The organism is Janthinobacterium fluminis (assembly GCF_028595325.1).
In the GTDB taxonomy this organism is placed as follows: Bacteria; Pseudomonadota; Gammaproteobacteria; order Burkholderiales; family Burkholderiaceae_D; genus Janthinobacterium; species Janthinobacterium fluminis.
Genome location: NZ_JAQQXR010000005.1, coordinates 91,424 through 114,387 on the forward strand (window position 1 = coordinate 91,424; position 22,964 = coordinate 114,387).

A 22,964-nucleotide genomic window follows, 5' to 3' on the forward strand; every position below is an offset into this window, starting at 1 on the left:
GCGGGCGGGGCGTGACGGCAGTGTAGGCATCGGAAATAGCAATCGGAAAAGTGTTCTCGACAGCCGGAACGGCCGCCCAGTTGAAACCAAACCAAGCACAGGCCCGCGCGGACAGGGTCCGCCCGCTTGCCTGCGGCGTTGACAACATTAACCAGGTGCACAGCCTTACCTTAGACCGCGCTTGTGAAAAAATCAATCTTGTTTTTGTTGTTTGTTGTAAAAACCGCCCCGCGGCATGCGCGGGGCGGGCCCGGGCGCTTACTGGGCGATCAGGCTGACCTTGTCGACCACGAAGGAGGTCTGCAGCGAGGCATCCTCGGTGGCGGCGAAGGAGATCTGCACCGTCTGCCCCTTGTAGGCGAGCAGGTTGAAGGTGCGGATCTGGTAGCCGCTGGCCGGGTTCACGTTGCTGTAGGTGGCCAGCGTGCCGAGCACGGTGCCGGCCGCGTTCTTCACGGTGACGCGCAGGCGGTCATAGACGGTCGTGCCGGTTTCGGCCGTGTCGATGTGCAGCGCGAAGCTCAGCGTGGCCGAAGTGGCCGAGGCCGGGATCGTCACGCTTTGCGACAGCGTTTCCGTGCTGGTCTTGCCGTTGCCGCCCAGCCAGGCGAACTTGCTGCCCTCGTAGGGGCTCTGGCCGGCCTGGTCGCCGATCGCGCCGGTGTTGCCGCTCCAGCCCGTGGCGCCGTCCTCGAAGCCGCCGTTGGTGATCAGCTCGCTGGAACTGTTGTTCGACACCGTCAGCGTGGCGTTGGCCGAGCTCACCGTCACGGCCGGCGACGAGGCGTCCGTCACGCTGGCCTTGAAGACGGCGCCGTTGTCGGCGGCCTGGGCCGTGAAGGCGTAGCCCGAGGCCGTCGCGCCGGCGATGGCCGCGCCGTTGCGGTACCACTGGTAGCTGTAGGGCGCGGTGCCGCCGCCGGCGCCGACGGCGAACGAGGCGTTGCCGCCCGGCGCCACCGTGATGCTGGCCGGCTGGCTGGTGATGGTGACGGCGCCGCCGGTGCTGGTTTCATCGACGTCGGCGCCGACGTTGATGGCGGCGTAGGCGCGCTTGACGGCCGTCGCCTCGGCGCTGCCGACGCCGTACAGCTCCTCGGCCGCCAGCAGCACCTTGTTGCGGGCGTCCGCGTAGTTGGTCGACGAGGTGAATTTCGTCGTCAGCGCCTTGAACCAGATGCGGAAGGCCTTGTCGGTGCCGATGCCCGTCATCGCCAGCGGGCTCTTGTTCAGGTAGGAGCTGTAGTAGTCGCTGCCGGAGCTGGCGTTCGAGCCCTGCGACAGGAAGTAGAACATGCGGTTGTTCGGGCCGCTGCTGTAGTGCACGTCGAGGTTCTTGATCGTGCTGCTCCAGGCGTTCGGGCTCTTACCGTCCTTGCTGGGCTTGAACAACCAGCGCAGCGGCTGGCCCGTCTTGCTGATCTCCTTGCCCGTCATCCAGTCGTTGCCCGTGTTCGGCAGCGTGTTGCCGGTGCCGCCGGCGCGCGCGTAAGCCTCGACGGCCTCGCCGCCGATGTCCGAGTGCGACTCGTTCAAGCCGCCCGACTCGCCCGAGTAGACCAGGTCGGAGGTGGCGGCCGTGACGCCGTGCGACATTTCGTGGCCGATCACGTCGATCGCGCCCAGGCTGTTGAAGTTGCTGCCGTCGCCGATGAACATGCATTTGCAGTTGTCGTCGTAGTAGGCGTTGTCATAGGCCGTGTTGACGTGGGCGGCGATGTAGGTGGAGGTGTTGTTGCCGTCCAGGCTGTTCCAGCCCAGCACGTTCTTCAGCATGTCGTAGGTGTTCATCAAGCCCCACAGCGCGTTCACGGCCGCCGTCTGGCCGTTGGCGTCGGTGGTGCTGCCGCCGTTGTACTGCTGGCCGTCGCCCCAGGTGTTGGTGGGGTTGGTGTAGACGCTGCCGGCGCTGGTGCCGTGGTTGGCGTTGGTGATGGCCATCGCGCCATACGTGCCGCCGGTGCCGCGCACCGGGTCCTTCATCGAATACACGCCGTTGCTGAAGGTGGTGCTGACCGGCACGGTGCCGTTGTACTGGCTGTTGCCGACGCCGATGACGGTTTTCAGCGCCTTCCACTGGGCCAGCACGCTGCCGTCCTTGGCGCTGACGACGCTGTCGAAGTAGATCGGCTTGTTGCCGCTGACCATGCGCGTCTGCACCAGATAGGCCAGTTCGTAGCGGTCGACGACCTCTTCCAGGTCGAGGGCGTTTAGGGCCGCCTCGGACTTGTCGGCGGCGCCGGACACGCGCACCGATTTCATCACCGGATACACGAGCAGCTCGGCGGTCGGCGCGACGAAGTGGGTGGCCCGCGGCGCGACGGCCTTGACGACGAGGTCGATGGCGGCGATGCCGCTGATGGCCGGGGTCGTCTCGAAGCGGGCGTTGGCGGCGCCGTCGGCGGACTTGGCGGCGTTGTTGCCCAGGCCGGCGCGGCGGTCGGCCACGGATTCGCTGACGATGTCGCCGGCGGCGTTGCTGACGACCACGGTTTCCGAGCCGAACACGCGCAAGCCCTGGAAGGTGTGCTGGGCGCGGCTGATCTTGGTGCCGGCGACGCCGGGGTGCTGGCTGGAAATCGCGTAGCCGTGGCCGGCGTCCAGGCCCAGCTTGCTGCTGCGGGCGGCCAGCTTGGCGACCAGCGCGGCGCTCTCTTGTGGAGACAGTTGCTGGACGGGTGCCGCCATCAAGGGGGTGGCGGCGTGGGCCGGAACAGTCGCCATCACGGGTAGGGCGGCGATGGATGCGGCGAGTAATGTCTTACGTAAATTCATCTCTTCTCCATGAGTGATTGGTGGTGCACGTGGTGGGATGGACTTGGCCGCTGCTATCGAGGTGGCCGCCCCGGCTATTTCTGGTGGAAACGCCGAGTAGCGACGACACTATTCTTATCGATGGGAGGAAGTCAAAAATCTTCGCAAATTCGTCGGAAGCGGGGGCGGTGTTAAAAAATGGACATTCTTTTAAGACATGAAACATTCCGCAGGGCAGGGCCGCCGCGCCGGGCGGCGGCGCGCAGGGCGCATGGCAGGCCGGGCTGGCGGCAAGGGGGCGGCGGTGGAGTCAATATTCCAATTTTGTGAGATACGCAACACTATGCCCATTTTTTCAGCAAAGTCAGTTGCATTCGTTTAATGTTGCGAACTACACTAGACGAAACCCCGCCGCCGCCGGCATGGCCGGGCGGGAAGAAAAAGCGCACGCGGCACGACCGCGCAAAAGCAAGGCGCCTCGGGAACCTCAGGGAGAAAGAAATGACTTCACGTACAGGTCTGGCCGCACCCTCCACCGTCATGCGCTGCGCGTCGCCGGCGCCCATGGGCCCGCTGACTTAGCGCCGCCGCGCAGGGGCCGGGCGCATGGCGCCCGGCCGGCCAGCCGCCCCCGCCGGCCGGCCCGAGACAGCAGATGCCGCTCCCGCCGGCCAGCCGGCCGCGCGGGCGCGTCCCCCGACCTCATTGCCGGAGTCTTCGCCCGCCGCCGCCGGACGGGCGATAGTTAACCATGCAATCCATTTCCACCAAAGTTGAGCAGATCGTCACCGAGTCGGCCTTTTTGACCGAGGGCCTGGGGCGGGGTTTGATCAATCTGTCCGAGCTGGCGCGGCAGTTGCAGCCGCAAATCGAGACGGACCTGTGGAAGCCGGTCGGCCAGGCGGCCGTCGTGATGGCGCTGCGGCGCCTGTCGGAGCGCCTGCCGGCGCCGCAGCGCGGCGACATCGTGCTGGGCCAGCGCAGCGGCGAGCTGACCACGCGCACCGACCTGACGGTGTTCACCTACCGCTATTCGGAGCGCAGCCAGGACTGCCAGCGCCAGTTGCTGGCGCTGGCCGCGCCGCAGCGCGGCGCCTTCGTCACCGTCACGCGCGGCGTCAACGAGGTGATGGTCATTTGCAGCCGCTCGCTGACGGGCGTCGTCGACGAGGTCTTCAGCGACGAGCGCCAACTGGCGCGGCTGGAGCGGCTGACGGCCGTGACGCTGCAGCTGGACCCGGCCAAAGCCGGCACGCCCGGCATCTACCACGCGATCTTAAAGAAGCTGGCCTGGGACAAGATCAACCTGGTCAACATGATCTGTACCTACACCGAGCTGACCATCCTGCTCGAACAGTCGCAGACGGGCGCCGCGTTCTCGGTGCTGTCGCAACTGGTCGAGCACTAGGGAAGCGCTGATTTATTCATGAGGGCGGACTTGACCGCGAAAATAGGTGTCCTGCGGCGTTGCAAAATCTTGCAATAGCTCGCTATTGCTGCGATTTCGCGCCTTGCAGGCCACCTTTTTCGCTGGCCAATCCCAACCCTCAGAATAAATCAGCGCTTCCCTAGCCCGGACGCGGGCGCTACTTCTTGTCCGTGTCGCTGGAGAAGTTCAGCGCCGGCGCCTCGTCGTCGCCCTTCTTCGCGTCGGCCGGGGCCGGCGTGTCGTAGTTGGCCGGGGCCTCGATGCGCAACTCGATCTGCTCCTTCATGTCGACCTTTTTCTCCACCGAGACGAGGCCGGGGAAGGCGATGATCAAGCCGACCATGATGACCTGGATGCAGACGAAGGGGATCGCGCCCCAGTAGATGTCGGAGGTTTTGACTTCCTTCGGCGCCACCGAGCGCAGGTAGAACAGGGCGAAGCCGAACGGCGGGTGCATGAAGGAGGTCTGCATGTTCACGCCCAGCAGCACGCCGAACCAGATCAGGTCGATGCCGAGCTTGTTCGCCACCGGCCCCACCAGCGGCACGAGGATGAAGGCCAGCTCGAAGAAGTCGAGGAAGAAGGCCAGGGTGAAGAACATGATGTTGACGAAGATGAGGAAGCCGGTGACGCCGCCCGGCAGGCTGGACAGCAGGTGCTCGACCCACAGGTCGAGGTTCATGCCGCGGAACATCAGCGTGAACACGGTCGAGCCGATCAGGATGAAGATGACGAAGCAGGACAGGCGGGTGGTCGAGTGCATGGCCTGTTGCATCAGGCGCCAAGACAGCCGGCCGTTGCCCATCGCCAGCAGCAGCGCGCCCATCGCGCCCATGCCGCCGCCCTCGGTCGGCGTGGCCATGCCGATGAAGATGGTGCCCAGCACGAGGAAGATCAGGGCCAGCGGCGGGATCATGACGAAGACCACTCTTTCGGCCATGCGCGAGAGCAGGCCCAGTTTCAGGTGGCGGTTGGCCAGCGCGAAGACGAAGGCGCCGACGATGCCGAAGGCGCCCGAGAAGATGCCCAGTTCGTCCGCCGCCAGCGCCGGGTGGCTGGCGCCGTACAGGTGGGCGAAGCCGAACGAGGCGGCCACGGCGGCCAGCAGCAGCACCAGCAGCGAGACGGCGCCGCTGTCGCCGTTCGGCTGGCGCAGGTTGCGCGCCTCCGGCGGCAGCGCCGGCACGTGGTGCGGCTTGAAGATCGACAGCGCCAGCACGTAGCCGGCGTACAGCGCCGTGAGCATCAGGCCGGGCAGGAAGGCGGCCTTGTACATGTCGCCGACCGAGCGGCCGAGCTGGTCGGCCATGACGATCAGCACCAGCGAGGGCGGGATGATCTGCGCCAGCGTGCCGGAGGCGGCGATGACGCCGGAGGCCAGCCTCTTGTCGTAGCCGTAGCGCAGCATCACGGGCAGCGAGATCAGGCCCATCGAAATCACCGAGGCGGCCACCACGCCGGTGGTGGCGGCCAGCAGCGCGCCGACGAAGATGACGGCGTAGGCGACGCCGCCGCGGATCGGCCCGAACAACTGGCCTATCGTGTCGAGCAGGTCCTCGGCCATGCCGGAGCGCTCCAGGATCAGGCCCATGAAGGTGAAGAAGGGGATAGCCAGCAGCGTGTCGTTGGCCATGATGCCGAAGATGCGGTTCGGCAGCGCCTGCAGCAGCTCCGGTTTCAGCAGGCCCAGCTCGATGCCGACGAAGCCGAAGAACAGGCCGTTGGCGGCCAGGGAAAACGCCACCGGGAAGCCCGACAGCAGGAAGATGACCAGGGTCCCGAACATGATCGGGGCCAGATTTGCCGTGATAAATAATTCCATGTCTCTGCGCCGCTTTTTCTAAGAGTTGTCAGTGAAGGTGGCCGTGCGGGCTTAGTCGAGTTTGTTGGCGGCCTTGATGGCCTCGATCTCTTCTTCCGGCGTGGTGACGTGCTTGGCGAACGCGCTGGCGTCGAGTTTTCCGGCCAGGAAGGCGATGCGCTTGATGACCTCGGAGACGCCCTGCAGCACCAGCAGCAGGAAGCCGAGCGGCACCAGCACCTTGGCGGGCCAGACGATCAGGCCGCCGGCGTTGCTCGACATTTCCGCGCTCTGCACCGACAGCAGCGCGAACGGCAGGCCGTAGTACAGGATCACCAGCGAGATAGGCAGCAGGAACAGCAGGAAGCCGAGCAGGTCGATCCACACCTGGGTGCGTTTCGAGAAGCGCCCGGCGACGACGTCGATGCGCACGTGCTCGTCGCGCTTGAGCGTGTGCGCGCTGGCCAGCATGAAGACGGCGCCGAACAAGTACCACTGGATTTCCAGCCAGGCGTTCGAGCTGGCATTGAAGATGTAGCGTATCAGCGCGTTGGCGCTGCAGATGACGACGGCCGCGAGCAGCGCCCAACTGACGGCGCCGGCGATTTTTTCGTTCATCGTGTCGATGAAGCGCGAGAGTGGCATAAACATAGGGTGTCTCCTCTATCCTCTTGGGACGCTACTTTGGCGTCCGTGTTGGGGGGGCAATGCCGGGCGGGCGCGAGCCGCCCCGGTGGGCGCGCCTAGCCGGCCAATTGCGCCCTGACGCGGGCGATCGCGGCGCGCACCTGGCGCGGCGCGGTGCCGCCGACGTGGTCGCGCGCGGCCACCGAGCCCTCCAGCGTCAGCACGGCGAAGACGTCCTCGCCGATCAGATCGGAGAAGGCGCGCAACTGCTGCAGCGACAGGTCGGCCAGGTCGCAGCCGGCGTCGACGCAGGCGCGCACGGCGCGCGCCACCGCCTCGTGGGCGTCGCGGAAGGGCAGGCCCTTCTTGACCAGGTAGTCGGCCAGGTCGGTCGCCGTGGCGTAGCCCTGCAGCGCGGCGGCGCGCATCGCCTCCGGCTTGACGCTGATGCCGCCGGCCATGTCGGCGAAGATGCGCAGCGTGTCGACGACCGTGTCGACGGTGTCGAACAGCGGCTCCTTGTCCTCCTGGTTGTCCTTGTTGTAGGCCAGCGGCTGGCCCTTCATCAAGGTCAGCAGGCCGATCAGGTGGCCGTAGACGCGGCCGGTCTTGCCGCGCGCCAGCTCCGGCACGTCGGGGTTCTTCTTTTGCGGCATGATCGACGAGCCCGTGCAGAAGCGGTCGGCGATGTCGATGAAGCCGACGCGCGGGCTCATCCAGATGACCAGCTCCTCGGCCATGCGCGAGACGTGCATCATCAGCAGCGCGCCGGCGGCGCAGAACTCGATGGCGAAGTCGCGGTCCGAGACGGCGTCCAGCGAATTGTGGCAGACGTCGTCGAAGCCCAGCGTCTTGGCGACGCGCGCGCGGTCGATCGGGAAGGTGGTGCCGGCCAGCGCGGCGGCGCCCAGCGGCAGGCGGTTGACGCGCTTGCGGCAGTCGGCCATGCGCTCGGCGTCGCGGCCGAACATCTCGACATAGGCCAGCATATGGTGGCCGAAGGTGATCGGCTGGGCCACCTGCATGTGGGTGAAGCCGGGCATGATGGTGTCGGCGTGCTGTTCGGCCAGATCGGTCAGGGCGGCGCGCAGCGTGCCGAGCAGGGCGCCGATGTCGTCGATGGCGGCGCGCACGTACAGGCGGATATCGGTGGCGACCTGGTCGTTGCGCGAGCGGCCCGTGTGCAGGCGCTTGCCGGCGTCGCCGACCAGTTCGGTGAGGCGCTTCTCGATATTCAGGTGGACATCCTCCAGGTCGAGCAGCCACTCGAACTGGCCGGCGCCGATCTCCTGGGCGATCTGCGCCATGCCGCGCTCGATCTCGGCGTAATCGGCGGCGCTGAGGATGCCCTGCGCGTGCAGCATTTCGGCGTGGGCCAGCGAACCCTGGATATCGAACAGCGCCAGGCGCTTATCGAAAAAGACCGATGCGGTATAACGTTTCACGAGATCCGAGACGGGTTCGGAGAATCGCGCCGACCAGGCTTCGCTTTTTTTAGAGAGTTGTGCAGTCATAGAATGGGGTCCGGTTGTTTTAAACAATTATAAACAAGGAAAGGGCGCGGTAGGGCGTTTCAGGCATTTTAGCGGGCGGCCGTGTGCACACCTTGCAAACGTTTCCAATCCAACACCATGGGGTCAGGTCTAGACATGGCGGTTTTCGCGCACACAACATTGGGGTCAGGTCTAGACATGACGGTTTTTGGGGCCGTTTTGGGGCCGTAAACCGCCATGTCTAGACCTGACCCCAAAGTTGTGAAGGGGGAATTGGGTTCGGTATGGGCTTTTGGTATTCTGTCCCGCGTTTTGCCCGCTTCGTCGCATGCGGGTGGTGCGGCGCGGGGTGTTTGGCTAAAGTTCAAGCATCGAAACGCCACCCACTGAAAGGATGTCATCATGAATATCGCTAAAAATATGGAAGCTCTTTTTGTCGCCGCTGTTGTGTTGGCCGGCGCCGCCAGTTTCGCCACCGCCGCCGCGCCAAAGTGGCACGCCGCGCCTGCCGCGCCGCAGTTCGCCGCCGACGCGCCTATGCAGACTGTGGTTGTGGTCGGCAAGCGTTTGAGCGCCGCCGAAAAGGCCGCGATGTAATGTATTGCGCTTCGTTTGCTGCGCCTCTCCGGAGAGGTTGTGGGCAGGCGCCAGCCGCTTCTTTTTCCTTTCTTTTGATGACAGCCGCGTAGAAATCGTCGATTATTGTTTTTTCATGAACTTTGATTCGATACCACGCTATGTCCGACTTCTGTATCAGCAGCGATCCGGCGGAACTTGACGTTTCGGCCATCCACCATTTTCTCAGCACGCAGTCTTCATGGGCGATCGGTATTCCGATGGCGACCCTGCGGCGCGCGCTCGACCATTCTTTGTGCTTCGGCGGTTTCGCCGACGGCCGCCAGGTGGCGTTCGCGCGCGTCATCACCGATTACGCCACGTTCGCCAATCTGGTCGATGTGTATGTGTTGCCGGAGTGCCGCGGCCGCGGTTTCAGCAAGCGCTTGTTGGAGGCCGTGTTCGCGCATCCGGACTTGCAGGGTTTGCGCCGTTTTACGCTGGCCACCGGCGATGCCCACGGTCTGTACGCGCAGTACGGCTTCACGGCGCCGCTGCGGCCGCAGTCGCTGATGGAGCGCTATTTCCCGGCCCTGTATACGGACGCCGCGGCCGCCGCCTGAGCGTCCACGCCGTCCGCGCCCGGCCCGGGCGGCGTCGCTGCGCTCATTGCCAGTGCAGCAGGGCGGGCGGCACGAGCAGCAGCAGGGCCAGCGCCAGGTAGATCAGTTGCAGCGGCACCATCCATTTGGCCCAGGTGATCCAGGGGATGCGCGCCAGCGCCAGCACGCCGACGGTGATGCCGGAGGTGGGAATCATCGGTGTCGTGAATTCGCCGAACTGGTAGGCCAGGATCGCCGTCTGGCGCGTCACGCCGACCAGGTCCGCCAGCGGCGCCATGATCGGCATCGTCAGCGCCGCCTGGCCGGTGCCGGAGTGGATGAAGAAGTTGATCACGGACTGGATGAGGAACATTTTGTGCGCGGCGAAGACCGGGCTCGATGAGGCCACCAGCGGGGTCAGGCCGTGCAGTATGGTGTCGATGATGTTGGCGTCGCGCGCCAGGATCATGGTGCCGCGCGCCAGCGCGATGACCAGCGCGGTGGTGACGAGGTCGCGCGCGCCCTGCTGGAAGGCGGCCACCAGTTCGTCCATGTCGAGCCGGCCGATCAGGCCGACCGCCAGCGCCATCGTCAGGAACAGGGCGGCGATTTCGTTGATGTACCAGTCGAAGCCGATCACGCCGAGGACCATTCCGCCCAGCGCCGCCATGAAGATCCACAGCACCAGCGTATGGGTGTGCGTCATGCCGGCGAAGTCGTCGAGATTGAGGGTGTGTTCGGCGCGCTTTTCCAGGTCCAGCGCGTAGGTCGGGCTTTTTTCCGGCGCGCGCTTGACCTTCGCCGCGTACCACATCAGGAAGGCGATGGTCAGGGCGGTGGCGACGGCCCACACCAGCACGCGGTAGCCCATGCCGGAGAACAGCGGCAGGCCGGCGATGCCCTGGGCGACGCCGACGTTGAAGGGGTTGAGGAAGGCGGCGGCGAAGCCGACCTGCGAGCCGATGAAGGGGATGGCGACGCCGACGATGGAGTCGTAGCCGAGCGCCAGCGCCAGCGGCACGAAGATGAGGATGAAGGGGATGGCCTCCTCGTTCATGCCGAAGGTGGCGCCGCCCAGCGAGAACAGCGTGAGGAAGACGGGGATGACGCCGGCGCGCACCAGGCGCGAGTGGGCGTGCGCCTTGGCGATGGTTTTGATCAGCGCGTCGATGGCCTCGGTCTTTTGCAGCACGGCGAAGGCGCCGCCGACGATGAGCACGAAGCCGATGATCTGGGCCGCCTCGACGAAGCCCTTGATCGGCGCCATCATCAGCGCCGCGAAGCCCTGCGGCTTGCTGGCGACGTGGTGGAAGGAGGCCGGGTCGATCAGCGTCTTGCCGTCGACGATGTGGGTGTCGTATTTCCCGCCCGGCACCAGCCACGTCGACAGCGCGATCAGCGCCAGGATGGCGAACAGCAGGACGAAGGTGTTGGGCAGCTTCAGGCGTCTCATGCGGACCTTGTTGTATGGGGGAGGGGCGGCGCGCCGTTACTGGCTGAGCAGGTCGCCGCTGCGGAAGGCGGTGGCGCCGGCGATCTTGCCGACGTTCATGCCGCGCAGCACGTGGCGATGCGCGCTGCGGGCGAAGAACACGCCGTCCACGCTGCAGCGCAGCGGCGTGCAGGCGCCGCTGACCGGGTCCGTCACCTCGGCCACGACGGCGCCCGCTTCGAGCCGCTGGCCCAGTTCGCGCAGGTAGACCAGCACGCCGGCGTGCGGCGCGATGATCGGTTCGACGCCTTCCAGCGGCGTCGGCTGGCACAGCGGCGCCGGCAGCGCCGGCGCCGCCGCGTCGATGACGCCGGCGTGCGCGAGGAAGCCGAGCAGGCCGGCGGCGTCGCGCTGCGCCAGGTCGTAGCCGACGTCCATTTCGCCGCGCAGCTCCACCGTCGTCGACAGGCAGGACAGCGGAATCGGCAGGGCCTCGCCGAAGTGTTCTGCCAGCTCCCACCACAGGCGGCTGCAGGCTTCGTCGAACGGTTCGCCGCCGGCCTCGCGCGCCAGCAGCACGGCTTGCGCGCCGAGGATGGCCGAGAGCGGCGCGATGGCCTCGGCCAGCGGCGTGCCGGTGTAGATGTGCAGCACCGCCTCGTTGTCGCAATGCAGGTCGAGGACGATGTCGGCGTCGATCGCCAGCCCCAGCAGGATTTTTTTCAGCGCGTCGGCGTCGCTCGACGGCTGCCAGCCGGCGACGCTGGCGCGGGCCTGGCGCCGCACGGCCGCGACGTTGGCGGCGGCGTCGGCGCCCAACTGGCCCGCCAGCGTTTCCTTGAGTTCCCGCGCCACGTGCTTGTAGGCGCGGTTGAAGTTGATGCCGGTGCTCAGGTCGAAGCGGCCGAACGGCGCGCCGTGGATGGCCTGCGCCAGGCCGATCGGATTGGCGGCCGGCACCAGCACGATTTCGCCGCGCAGTTTGCCGGCCGCCTCCAGCGCCAGCAGTTCGCGGCGCAGGTATTGCGCCACCAGCATGCCGGGCACCTCGTCGGCGTGCAGCGCGGCCTGGATGTAGACCTTCTTGCCCTGTCCCTTGACGCCGAAATGGAAGCTGTTCAGGGTGTAGGCGGTGCTGCTGTGCGGCGTCGAGATGGGGTGGCTTGCTGCGTGCATAAGGGGGCGGGGCGCTGCGTGGCGGCGCGCGGTGGTGGGCTTGCGGCCCATTATGTGGCATTTTTTTCTTAGTGTAAATGTATGCAAGTTTTCTTGCATAAACTGATTGAGTTTTCTTTTTGGCATTGTTATATTCATGTTATCGCGTCGCCGCCTGCCTGCCGCGCCAGCGGGTGCGGGGGGCGATGCCGGGCGGCGGCCAGCGCCTACCGTTTCGCGCGCCGAGCCGCGGCAGGCAGGCAAGGCGCCATTCATGAACGGGGGAGTCGCATATGAGTCCGCAGCAAAATTGCACCGCCCTGCGCCTGGCGCTGGGCCTGACGGCGGCGCTCGGCGCCGCCACGCCGGCCGCCCGCGCCCAGCAGGCGGACGCCTCGCCGATGCTGCGCGTGGAAATCACCGGCTCCTCGATCAAGCGTATCGACGGCGAGACGGCGCTGCCGGTGCAGATCATCACGCGCGAGGACATCGACAGGAGCGGCGCCACCACGGCGTCCGAGCTGCTGAAGAAGGTCAGCGCCAACACGGCGCCGCTGTCGGACGGCGTCAGCATCACCGACGGCACCTCGGGCCAGCGCGGCTTCAACGGCGCCAACCTGCGCGGCCTGGGCGTGTCGTCGACGCTGATCCTGCTCAACGGCCGGCGCCTGGCCAACTTCGCCTCGCCCGGAGACAACGCCGGCGTCGACCTGAACAACATCCCCTCCGGCGCCATCCAGCGCGTCGAGATCCTCAAGGACGGCGCCTCGGCCATCTACGGCACCGACGCCATCGGCGGCGTGATCAACTTCATCACGCGGCGCGACTACCGCGGCGTCGACGTGAACGCGTCGGCGCTGGCGACCCAGCACGGCGGCGCCGGCAAGCGCACCGCCAGCGTCAGCGCCGGCCACGGCGACTTCGCCAAGGACGGCTTCAATGTGTTCGGCGTGCTCGACGTGCAAAAGCTCGACGCCATGCGCTCCGGCCAGCGCGCCTTCATCCGCGACCGGCCGCTGGCGACGACGCTGCCGGCGCAGATGTCGGGCAACGCCTTCCCGGCGAATATGGACATCTCCTCGGCGCAGCGCGAGGCGCTGATCGCCGCCGGCCTGCTGCCGGCCGGCACGACGACGAACCGCATCAACCCCAGCGCGCCGGCCTGCAATCCGCCGGCCACCGTGTACGCGCCGCAGAGCCCGGGCGGCGTGGCCGCCTGCGGCTACGACTACATGCGCGACACGGAGATCTACCCGGAGGACAGCAAGGTCGGCTTCATCGGCCGCGCCACCTTCCAGCTCAGTCCCGCGCACCAGGTGTTCGCCGAGGTGATGCATTCGGTGGCGAAGAGCCGTTACGTGATGAGCCCGAACCCGCAGCGCCTGCGCAACCTGCCGATCGCGCTGCTGCCGGAGCCCTACCGCAAGGCGCTGACGTCGCCGGACCTGCCCGACACCTTCAGCGGCGTGCGCTACCGCATGAGCGAGGCCGGCAACCGCACCAGCGAGGTCAACAGCACCGGCCAGCGCCTGCTGCTGGGCGCCTCCGGCACGCTGGCCGGCTGGGACTACGACGTCGCCGCCAGCCGCGCCGAGAACCGCGCCGTCGACAAATACGTCGACGGCTACGTGCTGTTCGACCAGTTCTATGAAGCCGTGCGGGCCGGCCTCGTCAACCCGCTGGGGCCGTCGGGCCAGGCCGGCCTCGACCTGCTCAAGCGGATCAAGGTCAACGACGAGGCGCGCAAGTCGAAGGGCGTGTCGAACGCCGTCGACGCCAAGCTGTCGAAGGGGCTGCTGGCGCTGGGCGGCGGCGACCTGGCGCTGGCCGTCGGCGCCGAGTTGCGCTGGGAGCGCACGACGTTCACGCCGTCGGCGCTGCTGCTGTCGAATAACATCGGCGGCGACCGCGACTCGACCGGCGCGCCGGACCTGGGCCCCAGCGACGACAAGCGCACGGTGCGCTCGGTTTTCGCCGAGATCAACGCGCCGTTCAGCAAGGACGTCGAGATGCAACTGGCCGCGCGCCACGACCGCTACAGCGAAGTGGGCGCCACGACGAATCCGAAAATCGGCCTGCGCTGGCAGCCGGCGGCCAGCCTGCTGCTGCGCGGCTCGGCCGGCACCGGCTTCCGCGCGCCCTCGCTGACGGACTTGAAGCGGCCGGTGATCTACGGCAGCGCGTCCGGCTACCTGACCGACCCGCAATGCGTCAGCAGCGGCCTGGACACGATCGAGGGCTGCACCGACCAGTACGCGGTCGAGCGCCGCTCGAATCCCCGGCTGAAGCCGGAGAAATCGCGCCAGTTCACGCTGGGCGCCGTGCTGGACGTGAGCAAGCAACTGAGCCTGAGCGTCGACTACTGGAACATCAAGAAGGAGGATGTGATCAGCACGCTGGGCGAGCAAATCATCGTCGACAGCCCGGACAAGTACAACGACCGCTACATCAAGCGCGACGAGGACGGCTACATCAGCAGCATCCTGCTGCAAAAGGAAAACCAGGGGGTGCAGAAAACCTCGGGCCTGGACCTGGGCCTGAACTACCGCGGCGCGGCCGGCCGCTTCGGCAGCTTCAGCGCCGACTTGAGCGGCACGCTGATCCTCAAGTACGAACGCCAGTTCGGCGCGCTGGAGAACTTCCGCAGCAACCTGGGCCTGTTCCTGAACGACCAGGCGATCCAGAAATGGCGCCACCACCTGAGCTTCGGCTGGGATATGGCGCCGTTCAACCTGACGCTGTCGAACGACTACTCGTCCGGCTACACCGACCAGAACACGACCTACGACCCGGCCAGCAACAAGCTGTTGCCGGCGCGCCGCGTCAAAGCCTACTCGCTGTGGGATCTGACGGGCAGCTGGGACTGGAACAAAAATCTGAAACTGCGCGCCGGTGTGTTAAATTTGGCCGACACCGACCCGCCGTTTTCGAACCAGGGCGCGTTTTTCCTGGTCGGCTTCGACCCGACCTATACCGACCCGCGCGGACGCAGCTTCTTCGTCAGCGCGAACTACGCGTTTAAATAGCGCCATTATTGGGCATGGGGTGAACATCGTGACGTCATTCAGAACGACCTTCCGGCGGCTGTGCTGCGCCTTGCTGATCGGCGCGGCCGGCCTGGGCGCGCAGGCCACCGAGATGGGCACGCCGACCGGTTCGCTGGTCATCATCGGCGGCGGCCTGCGCGCCGACAACGCCGAAGTGTGGCAGCGCATCGTGGAACTGGCCGGCGGCAAGGGCGCGCGCATCGCCGTCTTCCCCTCGGCTTCCGGCAAGCCCGAGAAATACGGCCAGAGCACGATCGCCAAACTCAACCAGTACGGCGCCGACGCCTTCCTCGTGCCGGTCGCCGTCAAGCTGGCCGGCAGCGACTACCGCGAGGCGGCCGACGACCCGCTGCTGGCCGCCAGAGTGCGCGCCGCCGCCGGCGTCTACTTCGTCGGCGGCGACCAGGGGCGCATTACGCAGGCGCTGCTGCGCGCCGACGGCAGCCGCACCAAGGTGCTGGACGCCGTGTGGGCGGTGTACCGGGGCGGCGGCGTGATCGCCGGCTCCAGCGCCGGCGCCGCCATCATGAGCAGCACCATGTTCTACGACGCCAAGCCGGTGCTGGAGATGCTCAAGATGGGCGTCACCGACGGCCGCGAAATCGCCCCCGGCCTGGGCTTCATCGGCAACGACATCTTCATCGACCAGCACCTGCTGGTGCGCGGCCGCTTCGCGCGCATGATCCCGGTGATGCTGAAGAAGGGCTACAAACTGGGCATGGGCATCGACGAGAACACGGCGATGGTGGTCACCGGCAAGCGCGACGTCGAAATCATCGGCTACAGCGGGGCGCTGCTGATCGACCTGTCGCGCGCCTCCAGCGACCCGGGCAACAAGAACTTCAACGTCAGCAACGCCTTCATCAGCTATCTGGACCGCGGCGACAAATTCAACCTGATCACGCGGGCGTTCACGCCGTCGGCGGACAAGGCCGACGGCAAGCTCGACCCGACCCAGCCCGACATGCGCGAGCCCGTCTTCACCAACGACATTTTAGGCAACAGCGCCGTGCTCGACCTGATGGGCAACCTGATCGACAACTCGCAGCAGGAGGCCATCGGCATCGCCTTCGGCAATCCGCGCGACTCGCTGGCGGAGCTGGGTTTCGAGTTCAGGTTCAGCAAGACCGTCAACAGCGTCGGCTACAGCTCCAGCGAGGCGGAGGCGTATTCGGTGCTCAAGCTGCGCCTGGACATCCGCCCGATCCAGCTGCAGCAGCCTTTCTACCGCTATAAATAGGCGCTGCGGACCGCCGCCTAGCCCGGCCAGCGTCCATAATGCATGGCGTTTTCCATTTGACTCAAACCCGTCCGCAAGGAGCTTTATGATTTTGTTTTGCCCCCGTTTTATCCGGCCGCTGCTGGCCGCCCTCGCGCTGGCCGCCGGCATGGCGCCGGCCGCCGCGGCGGCGCCGGCCACCGTGCGCCTCGATTACCAGCATAGCGGCAACGCGCTGGCCGAGCAGTACGCCATCGAGCGCGTCGTCATCGAGCCGCTGCCCTGGGCCGGCAATCCGGCGCGCAATCTCGACGATAGCGACCGTGGCGTGAACCGGGTCGAGGTGGTCGACGTGAAGAACGGCGACCTGCTGTATTCGCGCGGCTTCAGCACCATCTTCGGCGAGTGGCGCAGCACCGACGAGGCGAAATCCGTGACCCGCGCCTTCCAGGAGTCGGTGCGCTTCCCGAAATTCGACAAGCCGGTGCGCGTGCGCATCCTCAAGCGCGACGAGCGCAACGCGTTTTCGGTGGTGTGGAGCGTCGATGTCGACGCCGACGCGCCGGACGTGGTGCGCAAGCTGCCGCCGGCGCCGGCCAAGCCGATTCCGATCCGCGTCAGCGGCGCCTCGGCCGACAAGGTCGATCTGCTGATCCTCGGCGACGGCTACACCCAGGCGGAGATGGCCAAGTTCGAGGCCAGCGCGCGCAGCCTGGCGGAGCACCTGTTCACGGTGTCGCCGTTCCGCGAGCGCGCCAGGGACTTCAACGTCTGGGCGCTGGCGCTGCCGACGCAGGAGTCGGGCGTGTCGCGGCCGTCGACGGGCGTGCACCATGCCTCGCCGCTGGGCACGCGCTACGATATCTTCGGCAGCGAGCGCTATGTGCTGACGGTCGACAACCGCGCGCTGCGCGAGCTGGCGCAGTACGCGCCGTATGAGTTCATCGAGATTTTGGTCAACAACGACACCTACGGCGGCGGCGGCATTTTCGGCCAGTTCAGCACGGCGGCGGCGAACAGCGACTGGGCCAATTATCTGTTCGTGCACGAATTCGGCCACCATTTCGCCGGCCTGGCCGACGAGTACTACACCTCGCCGGTGGCCTACCAGTCGAACGGCGAGCGCCAGGAGCCGTGGGAGCCGAACGCCACCGCGCTGCGCGATCCGGCCAGGCTGAAGTGGCAGAAGCACGTCAAGGCCGGCACCGCGCTGCCGACGCCGTGGCCGAAGCAGGCTTACGACGACTACGCGCGCGCCTACCAGAAGCGGCGCGCCGAGCTGCGCGCGGCGAACCGCCCCGAGGCGGAGATGAGCGCCTTGTTCAAGGCCGACCTGGCGCACACCCGGGCGCTGTTTGCGCAGGCGCCGCACCAGCACGAGGCGGGCGCTTTCGAGGGCGCCAATTACGAGTCCAATGGTTACTACCGTCCCGAGATGCAGTGCATCATGTTCGACCGCAGCGAGCAGTTCTGCTCCGTGTGCCGGGAGGCGATCGGCACCATCATCGACCTGTACTCGCGTCCCGCAGCGCAGCAGTAAACCTCTGCGCCGCGGCGCCGGCCGGGCGCGCCGGCGCGGCGCGGCGCACCCGCTTGCCGGCCCGGCGCCCGTCCCATCCCTGGCCGCTGCTCACCGAATCAGATCGGCGAATCAGAATATGAATTCTAAAATCATGTTGCGAAATTTGATATAGATCAATGTTGCGGTGCCGCAATTACTCGTATAGTTGAAGCGCCTCAAGCTTCGCGGGGCGCCGGACCGGCCTATGCCGGCACGGAATTCTGAATAGGAAACCGGCTCCATGAAAATGATGTCACTTCCGCCGCCCAGCGCCGCCAGCAGCATCGATCCCATTGTCCACGCGGCATGGGCGCGCGTCGTTGCGTCGCTGGCGCCCGAATCCATCATGCAAGCCTGGCTGGATTGGGGCGCGCACCTGGCCAGTTCGCCGGGCAAGCGCATCGACCTGGCGCAACTGGCCTTGAGCCAGGCCGGGCAGATGGGCGCATACCTGCGCGACTGCCTGGTCGCCGGGCCGGGCGCGGCGCGCGCCTGCGTCGAGCCGCCGGCGCGCGACCATCGTTTCGCCGCGCCGGAGTGGCGCCAGTGGCCGTTCAACCTGCTGCACCAGAGTTTTTTGCTGCAGGAGCAGTGGTGGGACGCGGCCGCCCACGGCGTCTGGGGCGTCGACAAGCACCACGAGGACGTGGTGGCGTTCATGATGCGCCAGTGGCTGGACATGTTCTCGCCGGGGAACCTGCTGGCGACCAACCCGCTGGTGCTCAAGCGCACCGTGGCCGAGGGCGGCGGCAATCTGCTGCGCGGCGCCGGCGTGCTGGCGGCCAAGCTGCAGCAGATGGCGACGGAGGCGCCGCCGCGCGGCACCGAGGACTTCGTCGTCGGCCGCGATGTCGCCATCACGCCGGGCAAGGTGGTGCTGAAGAACCGCCTGATCGAGTTGATCCAGTACAGCCCGGCGACGCCGCAGGTGCATCCCGAGCCTATCCTGATCGTGCCGGCCTGGATCATGAAGTATTACATTCTCGACCTGTCGCCGCAGAATTCGCTGATACGCTATCTGGTCGGGCAGGGCCATACGGTGTTTTGCATCTCGTGGAAAAACCCCACGGGCGAGGACCGCGACCTGGGCATGGACGACTATCTGGAGCTGGGCTTCCACGCCGCGCTGGGCGCCGTCAACGCCATCGTCCCGCAACGCAAGGTGCACGCCACCGGCTACTGCCTGGGCGGCACGCTGGTGTCGATCGCGGCGGCGGCGATGGCGCGCGACGGCGACGCGCGGCTCGCCTCGCTGAGCCTGTTTGCGACGCAGACGGATTTCAGCGAGCCGGGCGAACTGGGCCTGTTCATCGACGAGGGGCAGATCAGCCTGCTGGAGGCGCAGATGGCGCAGACCGGCTATCTGACCGGCGCGCAGATGGGCGGCGCCTTCCAGATGCTGCGCTCCTACGATTTGCTGTGGTCGCGCCTCGTCAACGACTACCTGCTCGGCACGCCGGCGCAGATGAACGACCTGATGGCCTGGAACGCCGACACGACGCGCATGCCGGCGAAGATGCATTCGCAGTACCTGCGCCGGCTGTTCCTCAACGACGACCTCAGCGAGGGCCGCTATCCGGTCGGCGGCAAGCCGGTGGCGCTGAACGACATCGCGCTGCCGCTGTTTTGCGTCGGCACGGCGGCCGACCATGTGGCGCCGTGGCGCTCCGTCTACAAGCTGCACCACGAGGCCGTCACCGAAATCACCTTCGTGCTGACCAGCGGCGGCCACAACGCCGGCATCGTCAGCGAGCCGGAGCATCCGCACCGCCACTATCAGATGCAGACGCGCCCCTTCGGCGCGGCGTATGTGGCGCCCGACGCCTGGGCCGCCGCCGCGCCGCAGTTCGAGGGCTCGTGGTGGCCGGCGTGGACGGCCTGGCTGCGCGCCCGTTCGGAGGCGCCGCAACAAGCGCCGCGCATGGGCGCGGCGGCCCTTGGATATCCGCTGCTGGGCGACGCGCCCGGCGCCTACGTCATGGAGAAATAGCATGCTCAACACTGGATTGCAGGGCAAAAAGGGGCTGGTGGTCGGCATCGCCAACGAGCACAGCATCGCCTGGGGCTGCGCGCGCGCCCTGCGCGCGGCCGGCGCCGAGCTGGCCGTCACCTGGCTCAACGACAAGGCGCGTCCGCACGTGGAACCGCTGGCGCGGCAGGTGCAGGCGGCCATCGCGCTGCCGCTCGACGTCGGCTCGGACGAGCAGATGCGCGCGCTGTTCGACGCCATCGGCGCGCAGTGGGGGCAGCTCGACTTCCTGGTCCATTCGATCGCCTTCGCGCCGAAGCAGGACTTGCAGGGCCGCGTCGCCGACAGCTCCGCCGCCGGCTTCGCCCAGGCCATGGATATCTCCTGCCACTCCTTCCTGCGCATGGCGAAGCTGGCCGAGCCTTTGATGCAGCAGGGCGGCAGCCTGATGACGATGAGCTACCTGGGCGCCGAGGAAGTCATCGGCGACTACGGTTTGATGGGGCCGGTGAAGGCGGCGCTGGAGTCGTCGGTGCGCTACCTGGCGGCCGAGCTGGGGCCGGCCGGCATCCGCGTCAACGCGATTTCGCCGGGGCCGCTGGCGACGCGCGCCGCGTCCGGCATCGCCCACTTCGACCGCCTGCTGGCCGACGCCGCCCAGCGCGCGCCGCTGCGGCGCTTGGTCGACATCGACGACGTCGGCGCGCTGTGCGCCTTCCTGGCCGGCGACGCCGCCCGCGCGATCACCGGCGGCACGCTGTACGTCGACGCCGGCTACCACATCCTCAATTGATGGCTGCAAACATGAAGACAGCATTTCCCTGCATGGCCGCGCTGACGCTGGCGCTGGCCGGCTGCGCCTCGCTGGCGCCGCCGTACCAGGCGCCGGCGCTGCCGGTGCCGGCCGCCTATCCAGACGGCGGCGCCGACGGCGCCGGCGCCGCCGCGCAACTGGCCTGGCGCACGTATTTTTCCGATCCGCGCATGCAGCGCCTGATCGCCCAGGCGCTGGAGAACAACCGCGACCTGCGCGTGGCCGCGCTGCGCGTCGAGGAGGCGCGCGCCGCCTACGGCATCCAGCGCGCCGAGCAGTTTCCCAGCGTCGGCCTGGGCGTCGAGGGCAGCCGCGCGCGCGTGCCGGGCGACCTGAACCCGACGCGCAAGCCGCTGTTGTCGGACCAGTACCAGGTCGGCCTGAGCGTCGGCGCCTGGGAGCTGGATTTCTGGGGCCGCGTGCGCAGCCTGAAGGACGCGGCGCTGCACAGGCTGCTGGCCGGCGACGCGGCGCGCCGCGCCGTCACGCTGGCGCTGGTGGCGCAGGTGGCCGACGCCTACCTGGCGCTGCGCGAGCTGGACGAGCGCATCGGGCTGGCCGAACGCACGGTGGCCAGCCGCAGCGAGTCGCTGCGCATCTTCAAGCGCCGCTTCGAGGTCGGCGCGACGTCGAAACTCGACCTGACCCAGGTGGAGACGCTGCTGACGCAGGCGCAGACGCTGGAGGCGCAGCTGCGGCAGGCGCGCGAGCTGCGCGCCCACGCGCTGACGCAACTGGTCGGCGCGGCGCCGGACCTGGCGCCGCAGCAGGGCTTCGACGACGCCGCCGTGCTGCCCGGGCTGCGCGCCGGCCTGCCGTCGGACTTGCTGGCGGCCCGGCCCGACATCGCCGCCGCCGAGCAGCAGCTGCGCGCGGCGCAGGCCAACATCGGCGCGGCGCGCGCCGCCTTCTTCCCGCGCGTCACGCTGACGACGGCCCTGGGCACCGCCAGCGCCGAGCTGGACGGCCTGTTCGACGCGGGCAGCCGGGCCTGGACGCTGGCGCCGCGCCTGACCCTGCCGATCTTCGACGCCGGCCGCAACCAGGCCGGGCTGGACCTGGCGACGCTGCGGCGCGACGTCGCCGTGGCCAATTATGAGCAGAGCGTGCAGAACGCCTTCCGCGAAGTGGCCGACGCGCTGTCGGGGCGGCGCTGGCTGGCCGAGCAGGTGCGCATCCAGCGCACGGCGCTGGCGGCGCAGAGCGAGCGCGCGCGGCTCGCCAAGCTGCGCTACGACAACGGCGCGGCGCCCTATCTGGAGGTGCTCGACGCCCAGCGCGACCTGCTGTCGGTCGAGCAGCAACTGGTGCAGACGCGGCGCGCGCTGCTGTCCAGCCAGGTCAGCCTGTACGCGGCCCTGGGCGGCGACGCCAGCTTATGACGCCGCCGGCCCGGCCCGGCGTCACCCCACTCAACAAGAAGACCGAACATATGAACGCTCAACTGAAGAAAAAACTGCTCCCCGCCGCGCTCGCGCTGGCCGTCGCCGCGCTGGCCTATTCCGGCTGGCACATGCTGCAGCCGTCCGGCCCCGGCCCCGGTTTCGCCAGCGGCAACGGCCGCGTCGAAGCCACCGAGATCGACGTCGCCACCAAGTTCGCCGGCCGCGTCGACAGCATCCTCATCGGCGAGGGCGACTTCGTCAAGGCCGGCCAGCCGCTGGCGAAGATGCAGGTGCAGTCGCTGGCGGCGCAGCGCGACGAGGCGCGCGCCCGCCACCAGCAGGCGCAGGACGCGGTGGTCGGCGCGCAGGCCCTGGTGGCCGTGCGCGAGAGCGACAAGGTGGCGGCGCAGGCCGTGGTGGCGCAGCGCGAGAGCGAGCTGGACGCGGCGCAGCGCCGCCTGGCCCGTTCCGAGACGCTGTCGCGCGAGGGCGCCTCCTCGGTGCAGGAGCTGGACGACGACCGCGCCCGCGTGCGCAGCGTCGGCGCCGCGCTGAACGCGGCCCGCGCCCAGGTCAACACGGCGCAGGCGGCCATCGAGGCGGCCAGGGCGCAGGTGGTCGGCAGCCGCTCGGCCGTCGGCGCCGCCGAGGCGACGACGGCGCGCATCGACGTCGACCTGGCCGACAGCCAGCTGGTGGCGCCGCGCGACGGCCGCGTCCAGTACCTGGTGGCGCAGCCGGGCGAGGTGCTGGGCGGCGGCGGCAAGGTGTTGAACCTGGTCGACCTGGGCGACGTCTACATGACCTTCTTCCTGCCCGAAACGGTGGCCGGCAAGCTGGCGCTGGGCGGCGAGGTGCGCCTGGTGCTCGACGCCGCGCCGGACTATGTGATTCCGGCGACGATCTCCTTCGTCGCCGCCAGCGCGCAGTTCACGCCGAAGACGGTGGAAACGAGCAGCGAGCGGCAGAAGCTGATGTTCCGCGTCAAGGCACAGATCCAGCGCGAGCTGCTGCAGCGCCACCTGAAGCACGTCAAGGTCGGCCTGCCGGGCGTGGCCTGGGTCAAGGTCGACGCGCAGGCGGCGTGGCCGGCTAATCTGGCCGTCAAGGTTCCCCAGTGA

The 22,964-nt window shown here is 67.7% G+C and carries 16 protein-coding genes; 10 read left to right on the forward strand and 6 right to left on the reverse strand.

Translation table 11 applies throughout. The features are described 5' to 3' along the window. Positions 1 to 258 precede the first annotated feature (258 nt). A complete protein-coding gene (locus tag OIK44_RS13780; protein ID WP_273671364.1) occupies positions 259 to 2,775 on the reverse strand; it encodes a M4 family metallopeptidase in 2,517 nt (838 codons plus the stop codon). Positions 2,776 to 3,505: 730 nt separating this feature from the next. Between OIK44_RS13780 and OIK44_RS13785 the strand changes: the two genes are divergently transcribed. Continuing rightward, positions 3,506 to 4,162, forward strand: a complete 657-nt coding sequence (locus tag OIK44_RS13785; protein WP_273671365.1) for a hypothetical protein — start codon at positions 3,506 to 3,508, stop codon at positions 4,160 to 4,162. A gap of 178 nt (positions 4,163 to 4,340) precedes the next feature. On the opposite strand, the gene OIK44_RS13790 is transcribed toward OIK44_RS13785, so the two are convergent. The 3 genes from OIK44_RS13790 to argH form a co-directional block, all read right to left on the reverse strand. Beyond that, positions 4,341 to 6,005 (reverse strand): TRAP transporter large permease, encoded by a 1,665-nt coding sequence (locus OIK44_RS13790; RefSeq protein ID WP_273671366.1) that lies wholly within the window; start codon positions 6,003 to 6,005, stop codon positions 4,341 to 4,343. 51 nt (positions 6,006 to 6,056) lie between these two features. Further along, positions 6,057 to 6,629, reverse strand: a complete 573-nt coding sequence (locus OIK44_RS13795; protein WP_273671978.1) for a TRAP transporter small permease subunit — start codon at positions 6,627 to 6,629, stop codon at positions 6,057 to 6,059. Positions 6,630 to 6,727: 98 nt separating this feature from the next. Further along, positions 6,728 to 8,125 carry an argininosuccinate lyase gene (gene argH, locus OIK44_RS13800; protein WP_273671368.1) on the reverse strand — a complete coding sequence of 466 codons (1,398 nt, stop codon included), beginning with the start codon at positions 8,123 to 8,125 and terminating at the stop codon, positions 6,728 to 6,730. 381 nt (positions 8,126 to 8,506) lie between these two features. Here argH and OIK44_RS13805 point away from each other — a divergent pair, with 381 nt between their 5' ends. Together OIK44_RS13805 and OIK44_RS13810 are read left to right on the forward strand one after the other, a co-directional pair. Beyond that, positions 8,507 to 8,701, forward strand: a complete 195-nt coding sequence (locus OIK44_RS13805) for a hypothetical protein (RefSeq protein WP_273671370.1) — start codon at positions 8,507 to 8,509, stop codon at positions 8,699 to 8,701. 140 nt (positions 8,702 to 8,841) lie between these two features. Continuing rightward, complete coding sequence (locus OIK44_RS13810; RefSeq protein ID WP_273671371.1) at positions 8,842 to 9,282, forward strand: GNAT family N-acetyltransferase; 441 nt, start codon at positions 8,842 to 8,844, stop codon at positions 9,280 to 9,282. 43 nt (positions 9,283 to 9,325) lie between these two features. Here the strand turns inward: OIK44_RS13810 and OIK44_RS13815 are convergent, their stop codons facing one another. Together OIK44_RS13815 and OIK44_RS13820 are read right to left on the reverse strand one after the other, a co-directional pair. Continuing rightward, complete coding sequence (locus OIK44_RS13815; RefSeq protein WP_273671373.1) at positions 9,326 to 10,714, reverse strand: YfcC family protein; 1,389 nt, start codon at positions 10,712 to 10,714, stop codon at positions 9,326 to 9,328. Positions 10,715 to 10,750: 36 nt separating this feature from the next. Beyond that, positions 10,751 to 11,869, reverse strand: coding sequence for a succinylglutamate desuccinylase/aspartoacylase family protein (locus OIK44_RS13820; protein ID WP_273671375.1), 1,119 nt, complete (start codon positions 11,867 to 11,869; stop codon positions 10,751 to 10,753). A gap of 272 nt (positions 11,870 to 12,141) precedes the next feature. Between OIK44_RS13820 and OIK44_RS13825 the strand changes: the two genes are divergently transcribed. The 7 genes from OIK44_RS13825 (at position 12,142) to OIK44_RS13855 (ending at position 22,964) form a co-directional block, all read left to right on the forward strand. Further along, positions 12,142 to 14,874 (forward strand): TonB-dependent receptor, encoded by a 2,733-nt coding sequence (locus OIK44_RS13825; protein WP_273671376.1) that lies wholly within the window; start codon positions 12,142 to 12,144, stop codon positions 14,872 to 14,874. 112 nt (positions 14,875 to 14,986) lie between these two features. After that, positions 14,987 to 16,135 (forward strand): cyanophycinase, encoded by a 1,149-nt coding sequence (locus OIK44_RS13830; protein ID WP_273671980.1) that lies wholly within the window; start codon positions 14,987 to 14,989, stop codon positions 16,133 to 16,135. A gap of 85 nt (positions 16,136 to 16,220) precedes the next feature. After that, on the forward strand, positions 16,221 to 17,654 hold the full coding sequence (locus OIK44_RS13835) for an IgA Peptidase M64 (RefSeq protein ID WP_273671377.1): 1,434 nt from the start codon (positions 16,221 to 16,223) through the stop codon (positions 17,652 to 17,654). A gap of 262 nt (positions 17,655 to 17,916) precedes the next feature. Beyond that, positions 17,917 to 19,665 (forward strand): PHA/PHB synthase family protein, encoded by a 1,749-nt coding sequence (locus OIK44_RS13840; protein WP_273671379.1) that lies wholly within the window; start codon positions 17,917 to 17,919, stop codon positions 19,663 to 19,665. A 1-nt stretch (position 19,666) separates the two neighbouring features. Continuing rightward, entirely contained in the window at positions 19,667 to 20,437 is a 771-nt protein-coding gene (fabI, locus tag OIK44_RS13845; RefSeq protein WP_273671382.1) for an enoyl-ACP reductase FabI, read from the forward strand. Between the two features lie 11 nt (positions 20,438 to 20,448). Beyond that, on the forward strand, positions 20,449 to 21,840 hold the full coding sequence (locus tag OIK44_RS13850; protein WP_273671383.1) for an efflux transporter outer membrane subunit: 1,392 nt from the start codon (positions 20,449 to 20,451) through the stop codon (positions 21,838 to 21,840). A gap of 50 nt (positions 21,841 to 21,890) precedes the next feature. Further along, positions 21,891 to 22,964: an HlyD family secretion protein gene (locus OIK44_RS13855; protein ID WP_273671385.1), complete on the forward strand. Its 1,074-nt coding sequence runs from the start codon at positions 21,891 to 21,893 to the stop codon at positions 22,962 to 22,964.